The sequence below is a fragment of the Actibacterium lipolyticum genome (assembly GCF_900184935.1).
Classification (GTDB): Bacteria; Pseudomonadota; Alphaproteobacteria; order Rhodobacterales; family Rhodobacteraceae; genus Actibacterium_A; species Actibacterium_A lipolyticum.
In genome coordinates this window covers 895,079-911,629 of record NZ_FXYE01000002.1, presented here as the reverse complement: position 1 = coordinate 911,629, position 16,551 = coordinate 895,079, and the positions used below count along the sequence as shown (strand labels likewise).

At 60.2% G+C, this 16,551-nt stretch carries 15 protein-coding genes; 8 read left to right on the top strand and 7 right to left on the bottom strand.

Annotated features, from left to right (window positions below; translation table 11 throughout):
• Positions 1-50: 50 nt before the first annotated feature.
• Positions 51-3,632, top strand: coding sequence for a hydantoinase B/oxoprolinase family protein (locus tag COL8621_RS13090; protein WP_093967772.1), 3,582 nt, complete (start codon positions 51-53; stop codon positions 3,630-3,632).
• 38 nt (positions 3,633-3,670) lie between these two features.
• Here COL8621_RS13090 and COL8621_RS13085 read toward each other — a convergent pair whose 3' ends face one another.
• From COL8621_RS13085 to puuE, 4 genes are all read right to left on the bottom strand, one after another.
• Entirely contained in the window at positions 3,671-5,116 is a 1,446-nt protein-coding gene (locus COL8621_RS13085) for a uracil-xanthine permease family protein (RefSeq protein WP_093967771.1), read from the bottom strand.
• 64 nt (positions 5,117-5,180) lie between these two features.
• On the bottom strand, positions 5,181-5,669 hold the full coding sequence (locus COL8621_RS13080) for an ureidoglycolate lyase (protein WP_093967770.1): 489 nt from the start codon (positions 5,667-5,669) through the stop codon (positions 5,181-5,183).
• The gene (gene alc, locus COL8621_RS13075; protein WP_093967769.1) at positions 5,666-6,679 is read right to left on the bottom strand and encodes an allantoicase; all 1,014 of its coding nucleotides are present in this window, start codon (positions 6,677-6,679) and stop codon (positions 5,666-5,668) included. The genes COL8621_RS13080 and alc overlap by 4 nt, the downstream gene beginning before the upstream one ends.
• Positions 6,680-6,694: 15 nt before the next feature.
• The gene (gene puuE / locus COL8621_RS13070; RefSeq protein ID WP_093967768.1) at positions 6,695-8,113 is read right to left on the bottom strand and encodes an allantoinase PuuE; all 1,419 of its coding nucleotides are present in this window, start codon (positions 8,111-8,113) and stop codon (positions 6,695-6,697) included.
• Positions 8,114-8,273: 160 nt separating this feature from the next.
• On the opposite strand from puuE, the gene uraH reads away from it, so the two are divergent.
• Complete coding sequence (gene uraH, locus COL8621_RS13065; protein WP_093967767.1) at positions 8,274-8,639, top strand: hydroxyisourate hydrolase; 366 nt, start codon at positions 8,274-8,276, stop codon at positions 8,637-8,639.
• Here uraH and COL8621_RS13060 read toward each other — a convergent pair.
• Complete coding sequence (locus COL8621_RS13060) at positions 8,624-9,550, bottom strand: LysR family transcriptional regulator (protein ID WP_093967766.1); 927 nt, start codon at positions 9,548-9,550, stop codon at positions 8,624-8,626. The two genes, uraH and COL8621_RS13060, sit on opposite strands and share 16 nt — an antisense overlap.
• Before the next feature lie 100 nt (positions 9,551-9,650).
• Between COL8621_RS13060 and COL8621_RS13055 the strand changes: the two genes are divergently transcribed.
• Entirely contained in the window at positions 9,651-10,886 is a 1,236-nt protein-coding gene (locus tag COL8621_RS13055) for a urate hydroxylase PuuD (protein ID WP_093967765.1), read from the top strand.
• A gap of 6 nt (positions 10,887-10,892) precedes the next feature.
• Here the strand turns inward: COL8621_RS13055 and COL8621_RS13050 are convergent, their stop codons facing one another.
• Positions 10,893-11,804, bottom strand: coding sequence for a zinc ABC transporter substrate-binding protein (locus COL8621_RS13050; RefSeq protein ID WP_093967764.1), 912 nt, complete (start codon positions 11,802-11,804; stop codon positions 10,893-10,895).
• Between the two features lie 75 nt (positions 11,805-11,879).
• On the opposite strand from COL8621_RS13050, the gene COL8621_RS13045 reads away from it, so the two are divergent.
• From COL8621_RS13045 to COL8621_RS13025, 5 genes are all read left to right on the top strand, one after another.
• Complete coding sequence (locus COL8621_RS13045) at positions 11,880-12,368, top strand: Fur family transcriptional regulator (protein WP_093967763.1); 489 nt, start codon at positions 11,880-11,882, stop codon at positions 12,366-12,368.
• The gene (locus COL8621_RS13040) at positions 12,365-13,120 is read left to right on the top strand and encodes a metal ABC transporter ATP-binding protein (RefSeq protein WP_093967762.1); all 756 of its coding nucleotides are present in this window, start codon (positions 12,365-12,367) and stop codon (positions 13,118-13,120) included. Before COL8621_RS13045 ends, COL8621_RS13040 begins: the two co-directional genes overlap by 4 nt.
• On the top strand, positions 13,110-13,895 hold the full coding sequence (locus tag COL8621_RS13035) for an iron chelate uptake ABC transporter family permease subunit (RefSeq protein WP_093967761.1): 786 nt from the start codon (positions 13,110-13,112) through the stop codon (positions 13,893-13,895). The genes COL8621_RS13040 and COL8621_RS13035 overlap by 11 nt, the downstream gene beginning before the upstream one ends.
• 88 nt (positions 13,896-13,983) lie before the next feature.
• Positions 13,984-14,418 (top strand): RrF2 family transcriptional regulator, encoded by a 435-nt coding sequence (locus tag COL8621_RS13030; protein WP_093967760.1) that lies wholly within the window; start codon positions 13,984-13,986, stop codon positions 14,416-14,418.
• A gap of 59 nt (positions 14,419-14,477) precedes the next feature.
• On the top strand, positions 14,478-15,785 hold the full coding sequence (locus COL8621_RS13025) for a glycerate kinase type-2 family protein (protein ID WP_093967759.1): 1,308 nt from the start codon (positions 14,478-14,480) through the stop codon (positions 15,783-15,785).
• On the opposite strand, the gene COL8621_RS13020 is transcribed toward COL8621_RS13025, so the two are convergent.
• Positions 15,782-16,549, bottom strand: coding sequence for an ATP-binding cassette domain-containing protein (locus COL8621_RS13020; RefSeq protein ID WP_093967758.1), 768 nt, complete (start codon positions 16,547-16,549; stop codon positions 15,782-15,784). The genes COL8621_RS13025 and COL8621_RS13020 overlap by 4 nt on opposite strands.
• Between the last annotated feature and the right edge of the window lie 2 nt (positions 16,550-16,551).

Below are 16,551 nucleotides of genomic sequence, written 5' to 3'. Positions count from 1 at the left end.
ATCCTGACCCCATCCGTGAAGCCAAAGAAACTTCACCAATGGGGGCAGGGATGAGCGATAAAGCTTGGGAGTTCTGGATCGACCGCGGCGGCACCTTCACCGATATCGTCGCCCGCGCGCCGGATGGGGGCCTTAGCACCCACAAGCTGCTTTCCGAAAACCCCGAACGTTACCGTGATGCGGCGGTGCAGGGCATCCGCGAGGTGCTGGGGCTGACCCCCGATGACGCCATCCCCGATGCGGCCATTCGCGCGGTTAAGATGGGCACGACGGTTGCCACCAACGCGCTGTTGGAACGTAAGGGCGAACGCACCCTGCTGTTGATCACCGAAGGGTTCGGCGACCTGCTGCGCATCGGCTATCAAACCCGCCCGCGCCTGTTCGATCTGGAAATCAAACGCCCCGATCTGCTGTATGAAACCGTCGCCGAATTGCCCGAACGGCTGGACGCGGACGGTAAAGTCCTGCGCCCGCTGGATGAAGGCGCCGCCCGCGCCGCGCTTCAGGCCGCGTTTGACGATGGCATTCGCGCCGTCGCCATCGCCTGCTTGCACGCCTATCTGAACCCGGTGCACGAAGCGCGGGTGGCCGAAATTGCACGCGAGGTCGGGTTCACGCAGGTTTCGACCAGCCATCAGGTCTCGCGTCTGGTTAAGCTGGTCGGGCGGGGCGATACGACCGTGGTGGATGCGTATTTGTCGCCGATCCTGCGCCGGTATGTCGATCAGGTGGCCGGTGCGCTTGATATGGGCCGCGCGTGTGAGCGGCTGTTGTTCATGCAATCCAACGGCGGCCTAACCGATGCGGGGCTATTTCAGGGCAAGGATGCGATCCTGTCCGGCCCGGCAGGTGGGATCGTCGGTATGGTCAAGACAGCCGCCGCCGCAGGGTTTGACCGGCTGATTGGGTTTGACATGGGTGGAACCTCCACCGATGTCAGCCACTTCGCTGGCGATTATGAACGCAGCTTCGAAACAGAGGTCGCAGGCGTGCGTATGCGCGCCCCGATGATGGATATTCACACGGTCGCCGCCGGGGGCGGGTCGATCTGTTCCTTCCGCGACGGGCGGTATCAGGTGGGCCCGGAAAGCGCGGGTGCCGATCCCGGCCCGGCCTGTTATCGCCGCGGCGGGCCGCTGACGGTGACGGATTGCAACGTGATGCTGGGCAAGCTGAACCCGGCGCATTTCCCGCATGTGTTCGGCCCTGACGGTGATCAGCCGCTAGACGGCGATGTTGTGCGCGAAAAGTTCACGGCGCTGGCGGCAGAGATTGCCGCCGCCACAGGCCAACCCGCCGAAGAGCCCGAGGCGGTGGCCGAAGGTTTCTTGCGCATCGCCGTGGACAACATGGCCAACGCGATCAAAAAGATCAGCGTTCAGCGCGGGCATGATGTGACCCAATACACGCTGCAATGTTTCGGCGGTGCGGGCGGGCAGCATGCCTGCCTTGTGGCCGATGCGCTGGGTATGCGCCGCGTGTTCCTGCACCCGTTCGCGGGGGTTTTGTCGGCCTATGGCATGGGCCTTGCCGAAATCCGCGCGATGGAGGAACGGCAGGTCGATGCGCCGCTGTCTGATCTTGCCACGGCTGAAACCGTGCTGGCCGAGTTGACGCGAACGGCAAAGGCCGAGGTCGCCGGTCAGGGCGTCGCGCCCGCCGCGATCAGAACCGAGGCGCGCGCCCACCTGCGTTATGACGGGTCGCATCAGGCGCTAGAGGTGCCGTTCGGCACAGCAGCCGATATGCAAAAAGCGTTTGAGGATGCGCATCACAACCGCTTTGGCTTCACCTCGCCCGAGCGGGCGATTTTGTTCGATATGGTCAATGCCGAAGCTATCGGTGTTACGGGTGAAGCGCCCGTTGGTCTGCCATCTGCCGGTGTCGGCGCGCCTTTGGCGCATGTGGCGATGCAGGGTGATACGGTGCCGCTGTATGATCGCGCCGCGTTGGCTGCTGAAGCCGCCGTTCAAGGCCCGGCCATCATCACAGAACCCACAGGAACAAACATCGTTGAACCGGGCTGGTCCGCCCATGTCGATAGCTTCGGCAACCTGATCCTTGAACGGACAGAGGCAAAGGCCCGCCCCAACGCCGCCGGAACGCAGGCCGACCCGGTGCTGTTGGAGGTGTTCAACAACCTGTTCATGTCGATCGCGGATCAGATGGGCGCGACTTTGGCGAACACGTCATGGTCGGTGAACATCAAAGAGCGGCTCGATTTTTCATGCGCGATCTTTGATGCGGCGGGCGACTTGGTTGCGAACGCGCCGCATGTGCCGGTGCATTTGGGCTCTATGTCGGACAGCATCAAAACCGTGATGCGCGAAAACGCGGGCGCGATCCGGCCCGGCGATGCGTTTATGCTGAACTCTCCCTACAACGGCGGCACGCATTTGCCGGATGTTACCGTGGCGACGCCCGTGTTCGTGGGGGATGATGTGCTGTTCTGGCTTGGCTCGCGCGGGCATCACGCCGATATCGGTGGGCGCACGCCGGGGTCAGCCCCGCCCGATAGCACCCATATCGACGAAGAAGGGGTGTTGATCGACAACGTGCGTTTGGTTGATCAAGGCAAGTTGCAAGAGGCGCTGGCCGAACAGGTTCTTTCCAGTGGGCGATATCCCTGCCGCAACATTCCGCAGAACATGGCGGATCTGAAGGCGCAGGTGGCGGCGAACGAAACCGGGCGGCGCGAACTGCTGAAGGTGGTGCAATCCTATGGCGCGGAAACCGTCGCCGCCTATATGGGCCACGTGCAAGACAACGCCGAAGAAAGCGTGCGCCGGGTGATCGACAAGCTTAGCGATGGCGGCTTCATCTATCCGATGGATCATGGTGCCACGATCAAGGTTCATGTGCGGGTGGATCGCACCAATCGGGAGGCCGTGATTGATTTTACCGGCACCAGCGAACAGCACAAAGGCAACTATAACGCGCCGTTCTCAATTTGCCGCGCCGTGGTTCTTTATGTTTTTCGAACATTGGTGGGGTCTGACATCCCGCTTAACGAAGGCTGCCTGAAACCGCTTAAGATCATCGCGCCAGAAGGCACCATGTTGAACCCCGCGTACCCCGCCGCCGTGATTGCAGGGAATACCGAGGTCAGCCAAGCCACCTGTAACGCTCTTTATGGTGCGCTGGGCGAGATCGCTTGTTCGCAGGCGACGATGAACAATTTCATCTGGGGAAATGACGACTTTCAGAACTATGAAACCATCGCGGGTGGCACTGGCGCGGGGCCGGGTTTTAACGGCTGTGACGCGGTGCAAAGCCATATGACCAACACCCGGATGACCGACCCTGAAATCTTGGAAAAACGTTTCCCAGTGCGGCTGGAGGCGTTCGGCATCCGCCCCAGTTCGGGCGGTAATGGGCACTGGCACGGTGGCAACGGCGTGCTGCGGCGACTTAGGTTTCTGGAGCCTGTGACGGTGACGACCCTGTGTTCGCACCGCGAAATCCCACCCTTTGGCGTGAATGGCGGTGCCCCCGGCGCAACGGGGCGCAACGCGGCCGAATTGCCGGATGGCACGCGGGTTGATCTGAAAGGAAATGACGAGATTGACCTGCCTGCCGGGGGGCTGTTCGAAATGCAAACGCCCGGCGGCGGTGGCTGGGGTAAGCCCTGAACGGTCCGGCCCCCACGCAGTGCGGGGGCCGATGTGGCTTAGCCGTTTTGAGAGTTGCCGGACATACCGCCCGCAACTTGGTCTGTCGCTTCGTCGGCCAGTTCTTGTGGCAGAACAAGGTTCAGGACGATCGCGATCAACGCCGCTGGCAAGATGCCAGAGGCCCCCAAAATGCGCAGCGTGTCAGGCAAGTGCTGCAACGCGTTTGGTGCGCCGGGGGCGACGTTCATCACCTCTAGCTGAAGACCAAGCCCAACGGATAGCGCCACGGCGAAGATCACCATGTTGCGCCGGTTCCAGACCACGTCAGACAGCATGGAAATACCGGCGGCCACGACCATGCCGAACATGACGATCACGCCGCCGCCCAGCACCTCTATCGGGATGGTGCGGATAACGCCGCCGACCTTGGGGATCAGCCCACAGATGATCAGGAAGATCGCGCCGATGGTCACCACGTGGCGGCTCATCACGCCGGTCATGGCGATCAGGCCAACGTTCTGACTGAACGAGGTGTTGGGAAACCCGCCAAAGATACCGGCGATTGCCGTGCCGAAACCATCGGCAAAGGTTGCGCCCTGAATCTCTTTATCCGTGGCTTCGCGGCCTGCGCCGCCTTTGGTGATGCCGGATACGTCGCCAACCGTTTCAACGGCCGATACGAAGGCCATAAGGCAAAAGCCGATGATCGCGGCGGCGCTGAATTCGAACCCGTATTTAAACGGCTGCGGCAACGCAAACGCGGCAGAGCGTGCCCAGCTTCCGCTGATTGCATCGAACGACAGCATCCCAACGGCGAGGGCATAGAAATACCCCACGATAATGCCGATCAACACGGCAGAGATGGAAAGCATCCCGCGCGCAAAGAATTTCAACGCAAGGGTCACGAAAATCACCACAAGCGCGGCGGACCAGCTAAGCAAGCTGCCATAGCTTTCAGCGCCGCTTGCCTTGGCCGGAACGCCACCGGCGGCGTATTCGATGCCGACCTTGACCAGCGCCAGACCGATCATGGTGACCACAAGCCCAGTCACCAGCGGTGGCAGGGCAAAGCGGATTTTGCCAATCACGGTGCCAAGCATTGCGTGGAACAAACCGCCGACCAGCACGCCGCCAAACAGCGCGGCCAAGCCATCAACCCCTTTGCCCGCAACCAGCGGGATCATGATTGGGATGAAGGCAAAGCTGGTGCCTTGAACGATTGGCAAACGCGCGCCAACAGGGCCAAAGCCGATGGTTTGGATCAGCGTCGCCACCCCGGCGAACAGCATCGACATTTGGATAAGGTACAAAAGTTGCGGAAAATCTGGGGAGTTTGAGCCAAACCCAAACCCAGCCGCACCCGCCACGATAATCGCGGGCGTCACGTTGGAAACGAACATTGCCAGCACATGTTGGATGCCCAGCGGGATCGCCTTGGCCAATGCTGGTGTGTAATTTGGGTCGCGCAGCTGGGCCGCGGTTCCAATCGAATTCTTTGTCATTATTCTCTCCTGTTAGACCTCGTTCCATTTTGCCGCCGCTTATGAGTGTGGCGTTACAAAATCATCAGAATTGAACGGTGTAATGGGGTGTTAGGGTGTGCTCCTCTAGGTTGGGGGTGTTGCCGATGCGGTCGATCACGGCGAACAAGCCGGGGGCGTGAAGAGGGGTCAGAACCCCGTGCCATGTGCCGCGGTGAAAGTTGATGCCTTGGCCGGGGGATGTAAGAAACGCCAGCGGCGCGCCCGGTTTTCCGCCATCATCAGGGGCAGTGATTACCAGAAAGGGGTGTTCGCTCATCGGGATGAAGGCTTGGCTGCCGTCTGGGTGACGTTCCATCAAATCCAGCGTCAGGGGCAGGGCGCGGGGCTGAGCCTTGAACAGGCTGATCCCGGCGCGCCCATCTGGGCCAAAATCCATCTGCGCGCGGTCATGGAACCGCCCGCACAGGCCCTGATTAATGATCTTGTCAGGGTCGCCCGCGCAATCCAGCACATCCCCGAATGGCGCGAAGGCCTGGGCCGTAAGGGGCTGGATCGTGACGGTATCGCTCATTCAGGGCGACCGAACAGACGCAACCGGCTGACGCCGCCGTCGGGGAAGATGTTGAACCGAACGTGGGTCACGGGGCCCAGATCATCCAGCGCGTCGTTGAATTCGTGGATGGAATCCGCCGTCAGCCGTTGTTCGGGCAACAAGGTGCGCCAGAACATCGAATCCGTGATCAATGCGTCCGTCAGCCCATCGCCGAAGGTCTGCAAATCCGCCGCTTGGATGGAGCATCTGTCGGGGAAGTTTCCTTTGAAATGGGCGGTGTCGACCACGGCATTGGTAATGCGCCCGCGCGCGCCAAGGGCAAGGATCATCCAGTCATAGCCGGGTTCACGACGGCGGCGGGTTTCCCAACCGTCGCCCATGTTGACCCCGCGACCCGGAGCCAACAGCCGATGGTAGCTGCCGTAATGCGCATCGGAAAACGCCAAGATACGCCCGCCGTTCAGGGCCGAGACCAGATCGATGTCTTGGCCGTTGTCCATCGGGTCCAGCTCTGGCACGCCGAACACGCGCAGGCGGGCCACGCCGCCATCGGGATAGATATGCAGGCGCAGGTGGGTCCAGCTTTCAAAGCTGTCGCATTTGAAAAAGTGGTTGGCGTTGGCGCCCAGCGGTTTGTTGGGCAGGATCTTGACCCACGTCGCGTCTGTCAGGTCATCGCCCTTAACACTGCAGGCTTCGATCATGCAGGCGGGGGCATAGTTGCCGGTGAAATGCGCGGTATCGACGTCAAAGCCAAGGATACGACCCGGCGCAGCCAGTTTGATGGTGGCATGGTCGTGCCCGCCATCGCGGCGGCGCTGACTTTCCCAGCCGTCCATCCATTTGCCGTGGTCGTCGAATTTATCAGGGATAAAAACGGGGTCGTGATCGTCCAGCATGCGTTCCAGCGGGGCGAAGAATTCATTGGTGGCCGAAACCGCCTTTGCGCCCAACCCAGCAGAGGCAAGGTTGATGCCTGTGCGGGCATAAAGCGGAACATCGGGGTTCAGAGACTCGATCGAGGGCATGTTTGTTCTTCTTGTTTAAGAGGGCAGCATATCGTTCAGGCGCAGGCGGGCGATACGCTCTACCTGCTGACATGCGGTTTTGAATTCGGTGGCGCGGTCGTTGTTCAACCGCGTTTCAAAGGCGGCAAGGATGCCCGCCTTGTCATGGTCGCGCACGGCGATGATGAAGGGAAAGCCGAACTTAGCGGTGTAATCGGCGTTCAACTTGGTAAAGGCCGCGCGTTCATCGTCGGTTAGGGCATCCAACCCGGCGCTGGCTTGTTCTGCGGTGCTTTCATCCGTCAGGCGTTTGGCGGCGGCCAGTTTTCCGGCAAGGTCGGGGTGCGCGTTTAGCACGTCCAGCCGTTCCTCGTCTGACGCAGAGCGGAAGGCGCGGGCAAGGGTGGAATGCACCCCCACGGCGCAATCATGCGCAGGGCCAAGTTCCAGCGCATGGGCGCGTTCGGCGACCCAAGCGGAATGTTCGAACACACCACCAAAGGCCGCGACGAAGGCGTCTTTGGTCATTTCTGACGGGCGCTTGAACCGCTGGGGTGGGTGGTTTGCGGCCCAGTGTTCGGCAATGTCGATGCGGCGTGCGAACCAGACGCCGGCGTGGCGCTTGGCGTATTCGATGAATTTGCGCACGGCTTCGATACGGCCGGGGCGACCGACAAGGCGGCAATGAAGACCGATGGACAGCATCTTGGCCTGCCCATGCGAGCCTTCCGCATATAGCGCATCGAAACTGTCGCGCAGGTAGGCAAAGAACTGATCGCCAGAGTTGAACCCCTGCGGCGTGGCAAAGCGCATGTCGTTCGTATCCAGCGTATAGGGCACGATAAGCTGATCCCGGTCACCGATATGCATCCAATACGGAAGGTCATCGGCATAGGTATCAGCGACATAGTCGAACCCGCCTTCTTCGGCGGCCAAACGCACGGTGTTGTCAGAACAGCGCCCGGTGTACCAGCCGCGCGGGCGTTCGCCGGTGACTTCGGTATGAAGGCGGATCGCTTCTGCCATGTCGGCGCGCTCATCTTCAGCAGCGGCGTCTTTGTATTCGATCCATTTTAGGCCGTGGCTGGCGATTTCCCAGTCGGCGGTTTGCATCGCTTCGACCTGTTCGGGCGAACGGGCAAGGGCGGTGGCCACGCCGTAGACGGTGACAGGAACCTTTTCGCCGGTGAACAACCGGTGCAGCCGCCAGAAGCCGGCACGCGCACCGTATTCATAGATCGACTCCATGTTCCAATGGCGCTGGCCCGGCCATGGTGCGGCCCCGACGATTTCGGACAAGAATGCCTCGGACGCGGCATCGCCGTGCAGAATGCAGTTTTCGCCGCCCTCTTCGTAATTGATGACGAATTGAACGGCGATGCGGGCCCCGTTGGGCCATTTCGGGTCGGGCGGTGTGGAACCGTGCCCGCGCATATCACGAGGGTATCGCGTCACGCTTGCTTCTCCTGATTGGATATGACGTGTCTATGACAGTTCCCTTTTGGCATTTTTCAAGAAAATATTGAAAGACTTTCAGGGGCTTCGAAAACGCGCCAAATCGGGGCGATACATGTATTAAAGATGATGAAACAGGCAACTGGCAAAGGAAACAGGCATGGCAAAGACGGGCGGCTATTTGACAACGCATGTTTTGGACACAGCGCGCGGCGTTCCGGCAGCGGGGATAAACATCGCGCTGTATCGGGTTTCTGGCAACAGCCATCGTAAGATAGCTGAGGCCGTGACAAACGCCGACGGGCGCACCGACAGCCCGATCTTGCCCGATGGGAAGTTCAAGGCCGGCCAGTACGAGTTGATCTTTTTCACCGGTGACTATCTTCGCAGCACAGGGCAGGTGACGGGCGAGAACCTGTTTTTAGACACGGTTCCCATTCGGTTCGGCGTCGATGACGACACTGCGCATTACCATGTGCCGCTGTTGCTGTCGCCGTTCGGCTATTCCACCTATCGCGGTAGCTGAGCCAAGCTGGTCGCCAATTCCTCGCGGCAGCGGGTGACCATGAAATCGACGAACAGGCGTACCTTGGTGTCTTTGAACCGGCGTGATGGGTAAAGGCAGGCAAGCTGCGTCGGCACCGGCGGCGTTTCCGTGGCAACGGCGACCAACGCGCCGCTGGCCAAGTACTGTGCAACTTCGAACGCGGGTTTCAGGACGATCCCGCGCCCGGCCAGCGCCCATTCGGTCAGCACATCGCCATCGTCAGATTCCAGCGGGCCGGTGATGTCGAACCGCTGTGGCCCTTCGGGGGTCATAAGGGGCCAGCGGAACTCTTTCGCGCCGGGAAAGCGCAGGTTCAGGCAGTCGTGGCTATCGGCGATAAGGGCGGCTCCATCCTTGGGGGTTCCGCGTCGCGCGATGTAGGATGGGGCGGCGCAAAGAACGCGCTGACATTCGGCAATGGCGCGGACCTTCAAATCGCTATCGGCCAAGGGGCCAAGGTGAAACGCCACATCCAGCCCTTCGCCGGTGACGTCGATCACGCGGTCAGACATGCGAAGACGAATGTTGATCTGCGGATACATATCCTTGAACGCGGGCACGTGCGGTGCAATGAACCGCCGCCCAACACCCAACGGCGCGGCGACAAAAACCGTGCCCCGCGGGCTGTCGGTGGATTGGATAACGCGGGCTTCGGCCTCCTCTATCGTATCAAGGATATTGCGGGCCCCGTCGTAAAACAGCCGCCCGTTTTCGGTGGGCTTTAACGCCCGCGTGGTGCGGTTAAACAGGCGCACGCCAAGGTGCTTTTCCAGCTCTGCGATACGTGACGAGGCAACAGCGGGCGAGGTGCGCTGATCGCGCGCGGCCGCGCTCATGCTGCCCAAATCATAGACACGGACGAACATTTTGATGTTGTTTACGTAGGCCATAATGATTTTTCGGCTTTGTTTGAAAGTCTTGCTTCATTTCATGAATTAACAAAAAGGTGCCGCGCGGTATAGCGTAGGGATATCAAACAGGAGGCGTGTGATGCTGGAACTGGCGCTGGTCGAAGAATGGGCGCAGTTTGCCGCGCGCTGGGTGCATGTGATCACCGCAATCGCGTGGATCGGTTCGTCGTTCTATTTCATCGCGCTTGATCTGGGCTTGCACCGTGATCGAAACCTTGCCAGCGGCGCTGATGGCGAAGAATGGCAGGTCCACGGCGGCGGGTTCTATCACATCCAGAAATATCTGATCGCGCCTGACAGCATGCCGGACCATTTGGTGTGGTTTAAATGGGAAAGCTATGCGACGTGGCTGTCCGGTTTTGTGATGCTGGTGCTGGTCTATTACCTTGGCGCGGATCTGTATCTGGTCGATCCGGCGGTATTGGACATTCCGATCTGGGCCGCGATCTGCATTTCGCTGGGCTCGCTTGGGTTCGGGTGGCTGGCGTATGACCTGATCTGCAAATCCAAGTTCGGCGACGATAACACGCGGTTGATGCTGTTTTTGTACGTCGTGCTGGTCGTGATGGCGTGGGGGTACACGCAGGTGTTCACGGGCCGCGCGGCGTTGCTGCATTTGGGGGCGTTCACGGCGACGATCATGTCGGCCAACGTGTTTATGATCATCATCCCGAACCAGAAAATCGTGGTGGCCGATCTGAAGGCAGGGCGGGTGCCAGACGCGAAATACGGTAAGATCGCCAAGCAGCGTTCGACGCATAACAACTATCTAACGTTGCCGGTGTTGTTCCTGATGCTGAGCAACCATTACCCGTTGGCGTTTGCCAGCAAGTATAACTGGTTGATCGCCAGCCTTGTGTTCCTGATGGGGGTAACGATCCGCCATTACTTCAACACGATCCACGCCCGCAAAGGAAACCCGCGCTGGACATGGGCCGCCACCGCCGCCTTGTTCGCCGCGATAGTGGCGCTGTCGATGGTGCCGCTGTATTCGGATGCGGATTTTGAGGAAGAAGGGGCCGCGCTTACCCCGTTCGAACAACAATTCGCCAGTGCCGAAGGGTTCGAAGATGTCTATTATACCGTGCTTGGCCGCTGTTCGATGTGCCATGCGAAAGAGCCCGGTTGGGGCCGCATGCGTCATGCGCCCAAAGGCGTGGTGTTAGAGACAGAGGCAGAGGTGGCCCGCCACGCCAAACAGATATTTCTGCAGGCGGGCGTGACCCACGCGATGCCCCCGGCGAATGTATCCTACATGGAACCGGCAGAGCGTGCCGCGATCGTCGAATGGTATCGCGCGGCAGTCGAAGGATAGGCGGCGTTAGCCTTCGTCGTTCACGCAATCGGCAATCGTTTGCGCCAGCCCGGTCAGCAGGGCGCTGTACAGCGATGCGCCGTAGGGCAGGCTGGAACCGGATGGATCAAGCGGCGCGCCAGTCTTGACCTCTGACCCTTCGACAATCGCGGTAAGGTAGGCCGGGTCGTGCTGCGCCTCGGGGAAGATGCAAACCACGCCTTCGTGCGCCAGTTCATCGCGCAAATGTGCAAGCCGCGCGGCACCGGGCGCGGCGGCGTCACCCATCGTTATGCTGCCGACGATATTCAGACCAAAAGCTTCGGCAAAATAGGTGTAGGCGTCGTGGAACATCATGATTGGCACGCCTTGGGCCGGGGCGAGCGTTGCGTTTATCTGTGCAGTCGTGGCTGTGATCGCGCCGTCGGCCGCCGCTGCATTTGCCAAATACACGTCGGCATGTTCGGGATCGGCGGTTGCCAGCTCTGCGGCCATCGCGGCAATCCAGGTGGAGGCATTTGCCGGGTCCAACCATGCGTGGGGGTCTAACCCTTCGTGGTCATGGCCCTCTTCCACATGTTCTTCCTCGTGCTCATCATGCTCTTCGGCGAAGGAATGGGTCGTCGTGCCGGGTACTTCTAGCAATTCGATTGCGGTGCCCGCGACGCCAATGCCGCTAACGGCGCGGTCCAGCCACGGCGTAAGCTCTGGCCCGACCCAGAACAGCAAATCCGCCTTGGACAGTGCACTGGCCTGCGATGGTTTCATCTGAAAATGATGCGGGTCGGCCCCAGATGAAAGCAGCAGCATTGGTTCGCCAAGATCACCCATCACCTGCGCAGCAAGAGAGTGGACGGCGGGGATATCCGTAACAACGCGCGGAACTTCGGAAAATGCGGGGGTCGCGATAATGGTAGCAAGAGCAATAAGAGGGCGCATAACGATGTCCGATGTATGTTGCGTTCTGAGCGATTTATGTGATATGTAATACCATAACATGTCAAGCAGGTAATCATGACCACCCCAAAAGCTCCGTTGGCGTTTGCCGAACATGACCATACCGCATGCAGCGGCGAAGGGTTGGCCCGTGCCGACGCTTTGGCCAAGGCCAAGGGGCTTAGGTTGACGCCGGTTCGCCGCCGCGCGCTGGAAATTCTTTTGGAATCGCATCAGGCAATGGGCGCCTACGAGGTGCTGGAACGACTGGCCGAGGATGGTTACGGAAAGCAGCCCCCGGTGGCGTATCGCGCGCTGGACTTTCTGGTCGACAATGGGCTGGCCCACCGTATCCGGCGCCTAAACGCGTTCACCGCGTGCATGCACCCCGGAGAGGCGCACCGGCCCGCGTTTTTCATTTGCACCGGCTGCAACCAAGTGGCAGAGGCGCCCGGCGCCCCTGTGGCGCAAGCCATGGAAGAGGCCGCTGATTTGGTCGGCTTTCAAATTGAACGGCTTAACATCGAAGCAGTGGGCCTGTGCCCCACCTGCCAGGAGGAAGCATGAGCCTGATTTCGGCCAGCAAGATGAGCGTCTGTTTCGGCGGCGTAACGGTTTTGCGCGATGTGGATTTCACAATCGAACCAGGAGAGATTGTGACCGTCGTTGGCCCCAACGGGTCGGGCAAATCAACGCTTTTGCGGGCTTTGTTGGGTGTAACCCGGCCCGTGTCTGGCAAGGTGACACAGCAGCCCGGTCTGGTGATCGGCTATATGCCTCAGCGGTTGACATTGGACGGGCGGATGCCGATGACCGTGCGCCGTTTCCTGTCACTTCCCACGCGCCACAGCGACGCTGAAGTGACGAAAATATTGGCCAAGGTTGGCGTTCCGGGGATTGAGCGACAGCAGATGGATACCCTGTCTGGCGGTCAGTTTCAGCGCGTGCTGTTGGCCCGAGCGTTGCTGGTAAAGCCGCAAATCCTGATTATGGATGAGCCGACCCAAGGGTTGGACCAACCCGGAACCGCCGCCTTTTACAAGCTGATCGAAGAAGTGCGCCAAGACACCGGCTGTGCGATCCTTATGGTCTCGCACGATCTTCATGTGGTGATGAGCGCCTCTGACAGGGTCATTTGCCTGAACGGCCACGTCTGTTGTCAGGGAACCCCGACCGTGGTGTCGAATGCGCCGGAATACCGGGCGTTGTTCGGGCACGGAACCGGTGGGGCCTTGGCGCTGTATCAGCACGAACATGACCACGAGCATGACCAGTGCGACCACGATCACGACCATGCGGAGCATGCCCATGCTGGATGATTTCCTTGTACGCGCGGCGCTGGCCGGGCTTGGCGTTGCTGTGGCCGCTGGCCCGCTTGGGTGTTTCGTCGTCTGGCGGCGAATGGCCTATTTCGGCGAGGCAACATCGCACGCCGCGATCCTTGGCGTCGCGCTGGCCCTGGCGTTTTCAACAAGCATCTTTGTCGGGACCTTGGCGGTGGCTTTGGTGATGGCGATGGTTGTAAGTGCGCTGGCGGGGCGGGGCCTTACCATGGACACGGCGCTGGGCGTTCTGGCCCACGCGGCACTGGCCGTCGGGCTTATCGCGGTATCGTTTTTGCAAGGCGTGCGTGTTGATGTGACCGCCTATCTGTTTGGCGACATTCTTGCGGTCAGCAGGGCCGATCTGGGGTTCATTTGGGGCGGCGCAGCGGTGGTTCTGATCTTGTTGGCGTCGCGTTGGTCGGCGCTGTTAACCTCTACGCTCAACGACGAACTTGCCCACGCATCCGGCATTGATACAGGCCGCGAGCGGTTGGTTCTGACGGTGGCGTTGGCGCTGGTTGTGGCGGTGGCGATCAAGGTCGTTGGGGCGTTGTTGATCGTGGCGATGCTTATCATCCCTGCGGCGGCGGCGCGCGGGCAATCACGCACCCCCGAAGGCATGGCGATCTTGGCGGTGATCATTGGCGCGCTGTCCGCGCTGGGTGGGCTTGGCGCCTCGTTACGGTTTGACACGCCTGCCGGGCCAAGCATTGTGGCACTTGCTGCCCTATTTTTCGCGGTAATGTTTGCTTTGCCCAAACGCGCCTAGGCGGCATGATCTCGATCAATTCGCGCGATTTCGATTTCCTATATCCAAGATGAAACATTTTTTCGTTTTGCGATAAAAGGAAACCAATATGCGCCTAACAACCCGCACGAATATTGCGATGCGCGCTCTGATGTATTGTGCAGTGAATACCGGCACGGTGGTCCGCAAGTCTGACATTGCCAGCGCTTGCAATGCTTCGGAAAACCATATGGCGCAGGTTATCAATTCCCTCAGCAGGTTCGGCTTGGTCAAAACCACGCGTGGCCGCAATGGCGGGGTGGAGTTGGAGCGCGCCGCAAGCGACATCTCTGTCGGGACAGTCTTTCGCAAGTTGGAGGCGAACACGCCGTTTGCCGAGTGTTTTTCGCGCGATTCAAATACCTGCCCGTTGGCCAACAGTTGCCGCCTAACCGGCGTGCTTTCCGGTGCCCTAGCTGAATTTTACAAGGCGCTGGATGACGTCAGTATTGCCGATCTGGTTGACGAAAACCGTGAACTTGAAAGCACATTAATGCTGCGCTAGGCGGCTTGCCTCTTTCTGCTGGGCTGTGCACAGTCCGCTCAATAGGGAATGGGGGCCGCATGGGCATCGACAAAAATCACAATATCACGCTGGGAATTGGGGCGGAAAAGCCTGCCGATTTCCTGCGCAATTTGTTTGATCGTGCCGTTGATGCCGCTGACCCGATGCTGTGCGTGCCCGCCGCATTACCCGCACGCCCGGCTGGGCGTGTGGTGGTGATTGGTGCCGGCAAAGCCTCGGCCAGAATGGCAGAGGCGTTGGAAAGCGTTTGGGATAATGTCGAAGGGGTGGTGATTACCCGATACGGCTATGCCCGCCCGACCCGCGACATCGAGATTCTAGAGGCCGCGCACCCCGTGCCCGATCAGGCAGGGCGCGATGCGACCGCGCGCCTGTTGGCGTTGCTGGACAGTCTTGGCCCGGATGATTTCGTTGTGGCGCTGATTTCGGGCGGGGGGTCTGCCCTGTTGATCCAGCCTGCGGGGGACATCACGTTAGAAGAAAAGCAACAGGTGAACGCCGCGCTTTTGGCCTCGGGTGCGCCGATTTCGCAGATGAACACGCTGCGCAAACACCTTAGCCGGGTGAAAGGCGGGCAGTTGGCCGCGGCGGCCTATCCGGCAAAGATGCTGGCGCTGATGATTTCGGATATTCCGGGGGACGATCCGGCGTTCATCGCGTCTGGCCCAACCGTCGGCGATGACACCACGCCAGACGATGCCCGTGCCATTCTGAAACGTTGGAATATCACGCCGCCGCAATCCGTTGTGGATGTCTTGGCGCAGCCCACTGGCGTGCTGCGCCCGGATGCAGAGGCGCTGAGCCGGGTGGAAAACCGCATCGTCGCGGCCCCGGCCCAATCCATCGCGGCCGCGCAGGATATGGCCGAGCAAGCTGGGTGCCACGTTAAAGACCTTGGCGATGCGTTAGAGGGCGAGGCGCGTGATCTGGCCGTTCAACAAGCGGCCCAAGCGGTTGAGATTTCCAAGACGCTGAAACCGGGCGATGCGCCGGTTCTGCTGCTTTCGGGCGGTGAATGCACGGTGACGCGGCGGGGCGATGGAGTGGGCGGGCCGAATGCTGAGTTCTGCCTGTCGCTGGCGGTCGCGCTGAAGGGCGCGCCGGGGATTTACGCGCTGGCCTGTGATACCGATGGGGTTGATGGTGCGGCCGAAGTGGCCGGGGCGATTGTTTCGCCTGATACGCTTGCCCGCGCGGGGCAACTGGGCCTTGATGCGCGGGCAGAGCTGGACCGCAACGATAGTCACGGCTTTTTTGAAAAGCTGGGCGATCAGGTGGTGCCCGGACCGACGCTGACCAACGTCAACGACTTCCGGGCGATCCTGATATTGCCGCCCAGCGATTAACCTTCCATCACCTCGCCGGTGTGGGGGTGTTTGCCAAGGATGATCATCCCCAGCAGGTCATCGTCGGTCACTTCAGAGATTTTCACCACGCCAACCAGTTTACCGTTTTTCATAACGGCGGCACGGTCGCACAGTTCCATCACCTGATGAACGTCGTGGTCGATCAGGAAGATACCCAGACCTTCGGCCTTTAGCTGCTGAATTAGGTCGGCAACCATTTGGGTTTCATGCGGGCCAAGGGCCGCAGTTGGTTCATCCATGATCAGGATTTTGGCGTTGAAATACACCGCCCGCGCAATCGCAACCGACTGACGCTGGCCGCCCGAAAGCGAAGAAACCGGCGACGAGAAGTTTTTGAAGTTCGGGTTCAGACGCGCCATGATCTTGCGCGCCTCGGCCTCCATGGAGTCGTCATCGACGAAACCGGCGGCTGTGGTGAGTTCCCGACCCAAAAACAGGTTCGACGCAGCATCAAGGTTATCTGCCAGCGCAAGCGTCTGATAGATGGTTTCGATGTTGTGGCGGCGCGCATCACGCGGGTTCTGGATGGTGACTTTTTCACCGTTTACCAGAATGTCGCCACTGTCTGGCTGATAGGCACCCGACAGCATCTTGATCAGGGTCGATTTGCCCGCGCCGTTGTGGCCCAAAAGGCCCACAACTTCGCCCGGATACAGATCAACGGTTACGTCGTTTACAGCATGGTTACCGCCAAAGGCGATGTTCATGTTGCGCATTTCCACAAGGGGGGGCTGTGTTGTCATTT

Coding starts and splice junctions, on each gene's coding strand:
- COL8621_RS13090 (WP_093967772.1), top strand. CDS start 51: ATGAGCGATAAAGCTTGGGAGTTCTGGATCGACCGCGGCGGCACCTTC.
- COL8621_RS13080 (WP_093967770.1), bottom strand. CDS start 5,669: ATGAGCGATACCGTCACGATCCAGCCCCTTACGGCCCAGGCCTTCGCG.
- COL8621_RS13085 (WP_093967771.1), bottom strand. CDS start 5,116: ATGACAAAGAATTCGATTGGAACCGCGGCCCAGCTGCGCGACCCAAAT.
- COL8621_RS13040 (WP_093967762.1), top strand. CDS start 12,365: ATGAGCCTGATTTCGGCCAGCAAGATGAGCGTCTGTTTCGGCGGCGTA.
- COL8621_RS13035 (WP_093967761.1), top strand. CDS start 13,110: ATGCTGGATGATTTCCTTGTACGCGCGGCGCTGGCCGGGCTTGGCGTT.
- COL8621_RS13045 (WP_093967763.1), top strand. CDS start 11,880: ATGACCACCCCAAAAGCTCCGTTGGCGTTTGCCGAACATGACCATACC.
- alc (WP_093967769.1), bottom strand. CDS start 6,679: ATGCCCTCGATCGAGTCTCTGAACCCCGATGTTCCGCTTTATGCCCGC.
- COL8621_RS13030 (WP_093967760.1), top strand. CDS start 13,984: ATGCGCCTAACAACCCGCACGAATATTGCGATGCGCGCTCTGATGTAT.
- COL8621_RS13055 (WP_093967765.1), top strand. CDS start 9,651: ATGCTGGAACTGGCGCTGGTCGAAGAATGGGCGCAGTTTGCCGCGCGC.
- COL8621_RS13060 (WP_093967766.1), bottom strand. CDS start 9,550: ATGGCCTACGTAAACAACATCAAAATGTTCGTCCGTGTCTATGATTTG.
- COL8621_RS13025 (WP_093967759.1), top strand. CDS start 14,478: ATGGGCATCGACAAAAATCACAATATCACGCTGGGAATTGGGGCGGAA.
- COL8621_RS13020 (WP_093967758.1), bottom strand. CDS start 16,549: ATGACAACACAGCCCCCCCTTGTGGAAATGCGCAACATGAACATCGCC.
- COL8621_RS13050 (WP_093967764.1), bottom strand. CDS start 11,804: ATGCGCCCTCTTATTGCTCTTGCTACCATTATCGCGACCCCCGCATTT.
- uraH (WP_093967767.1), top strand. CDS start 8,274: ATGGCAAAGACGGGCGGCTATTTGACAACGCATGTTTTGGACACAGCG.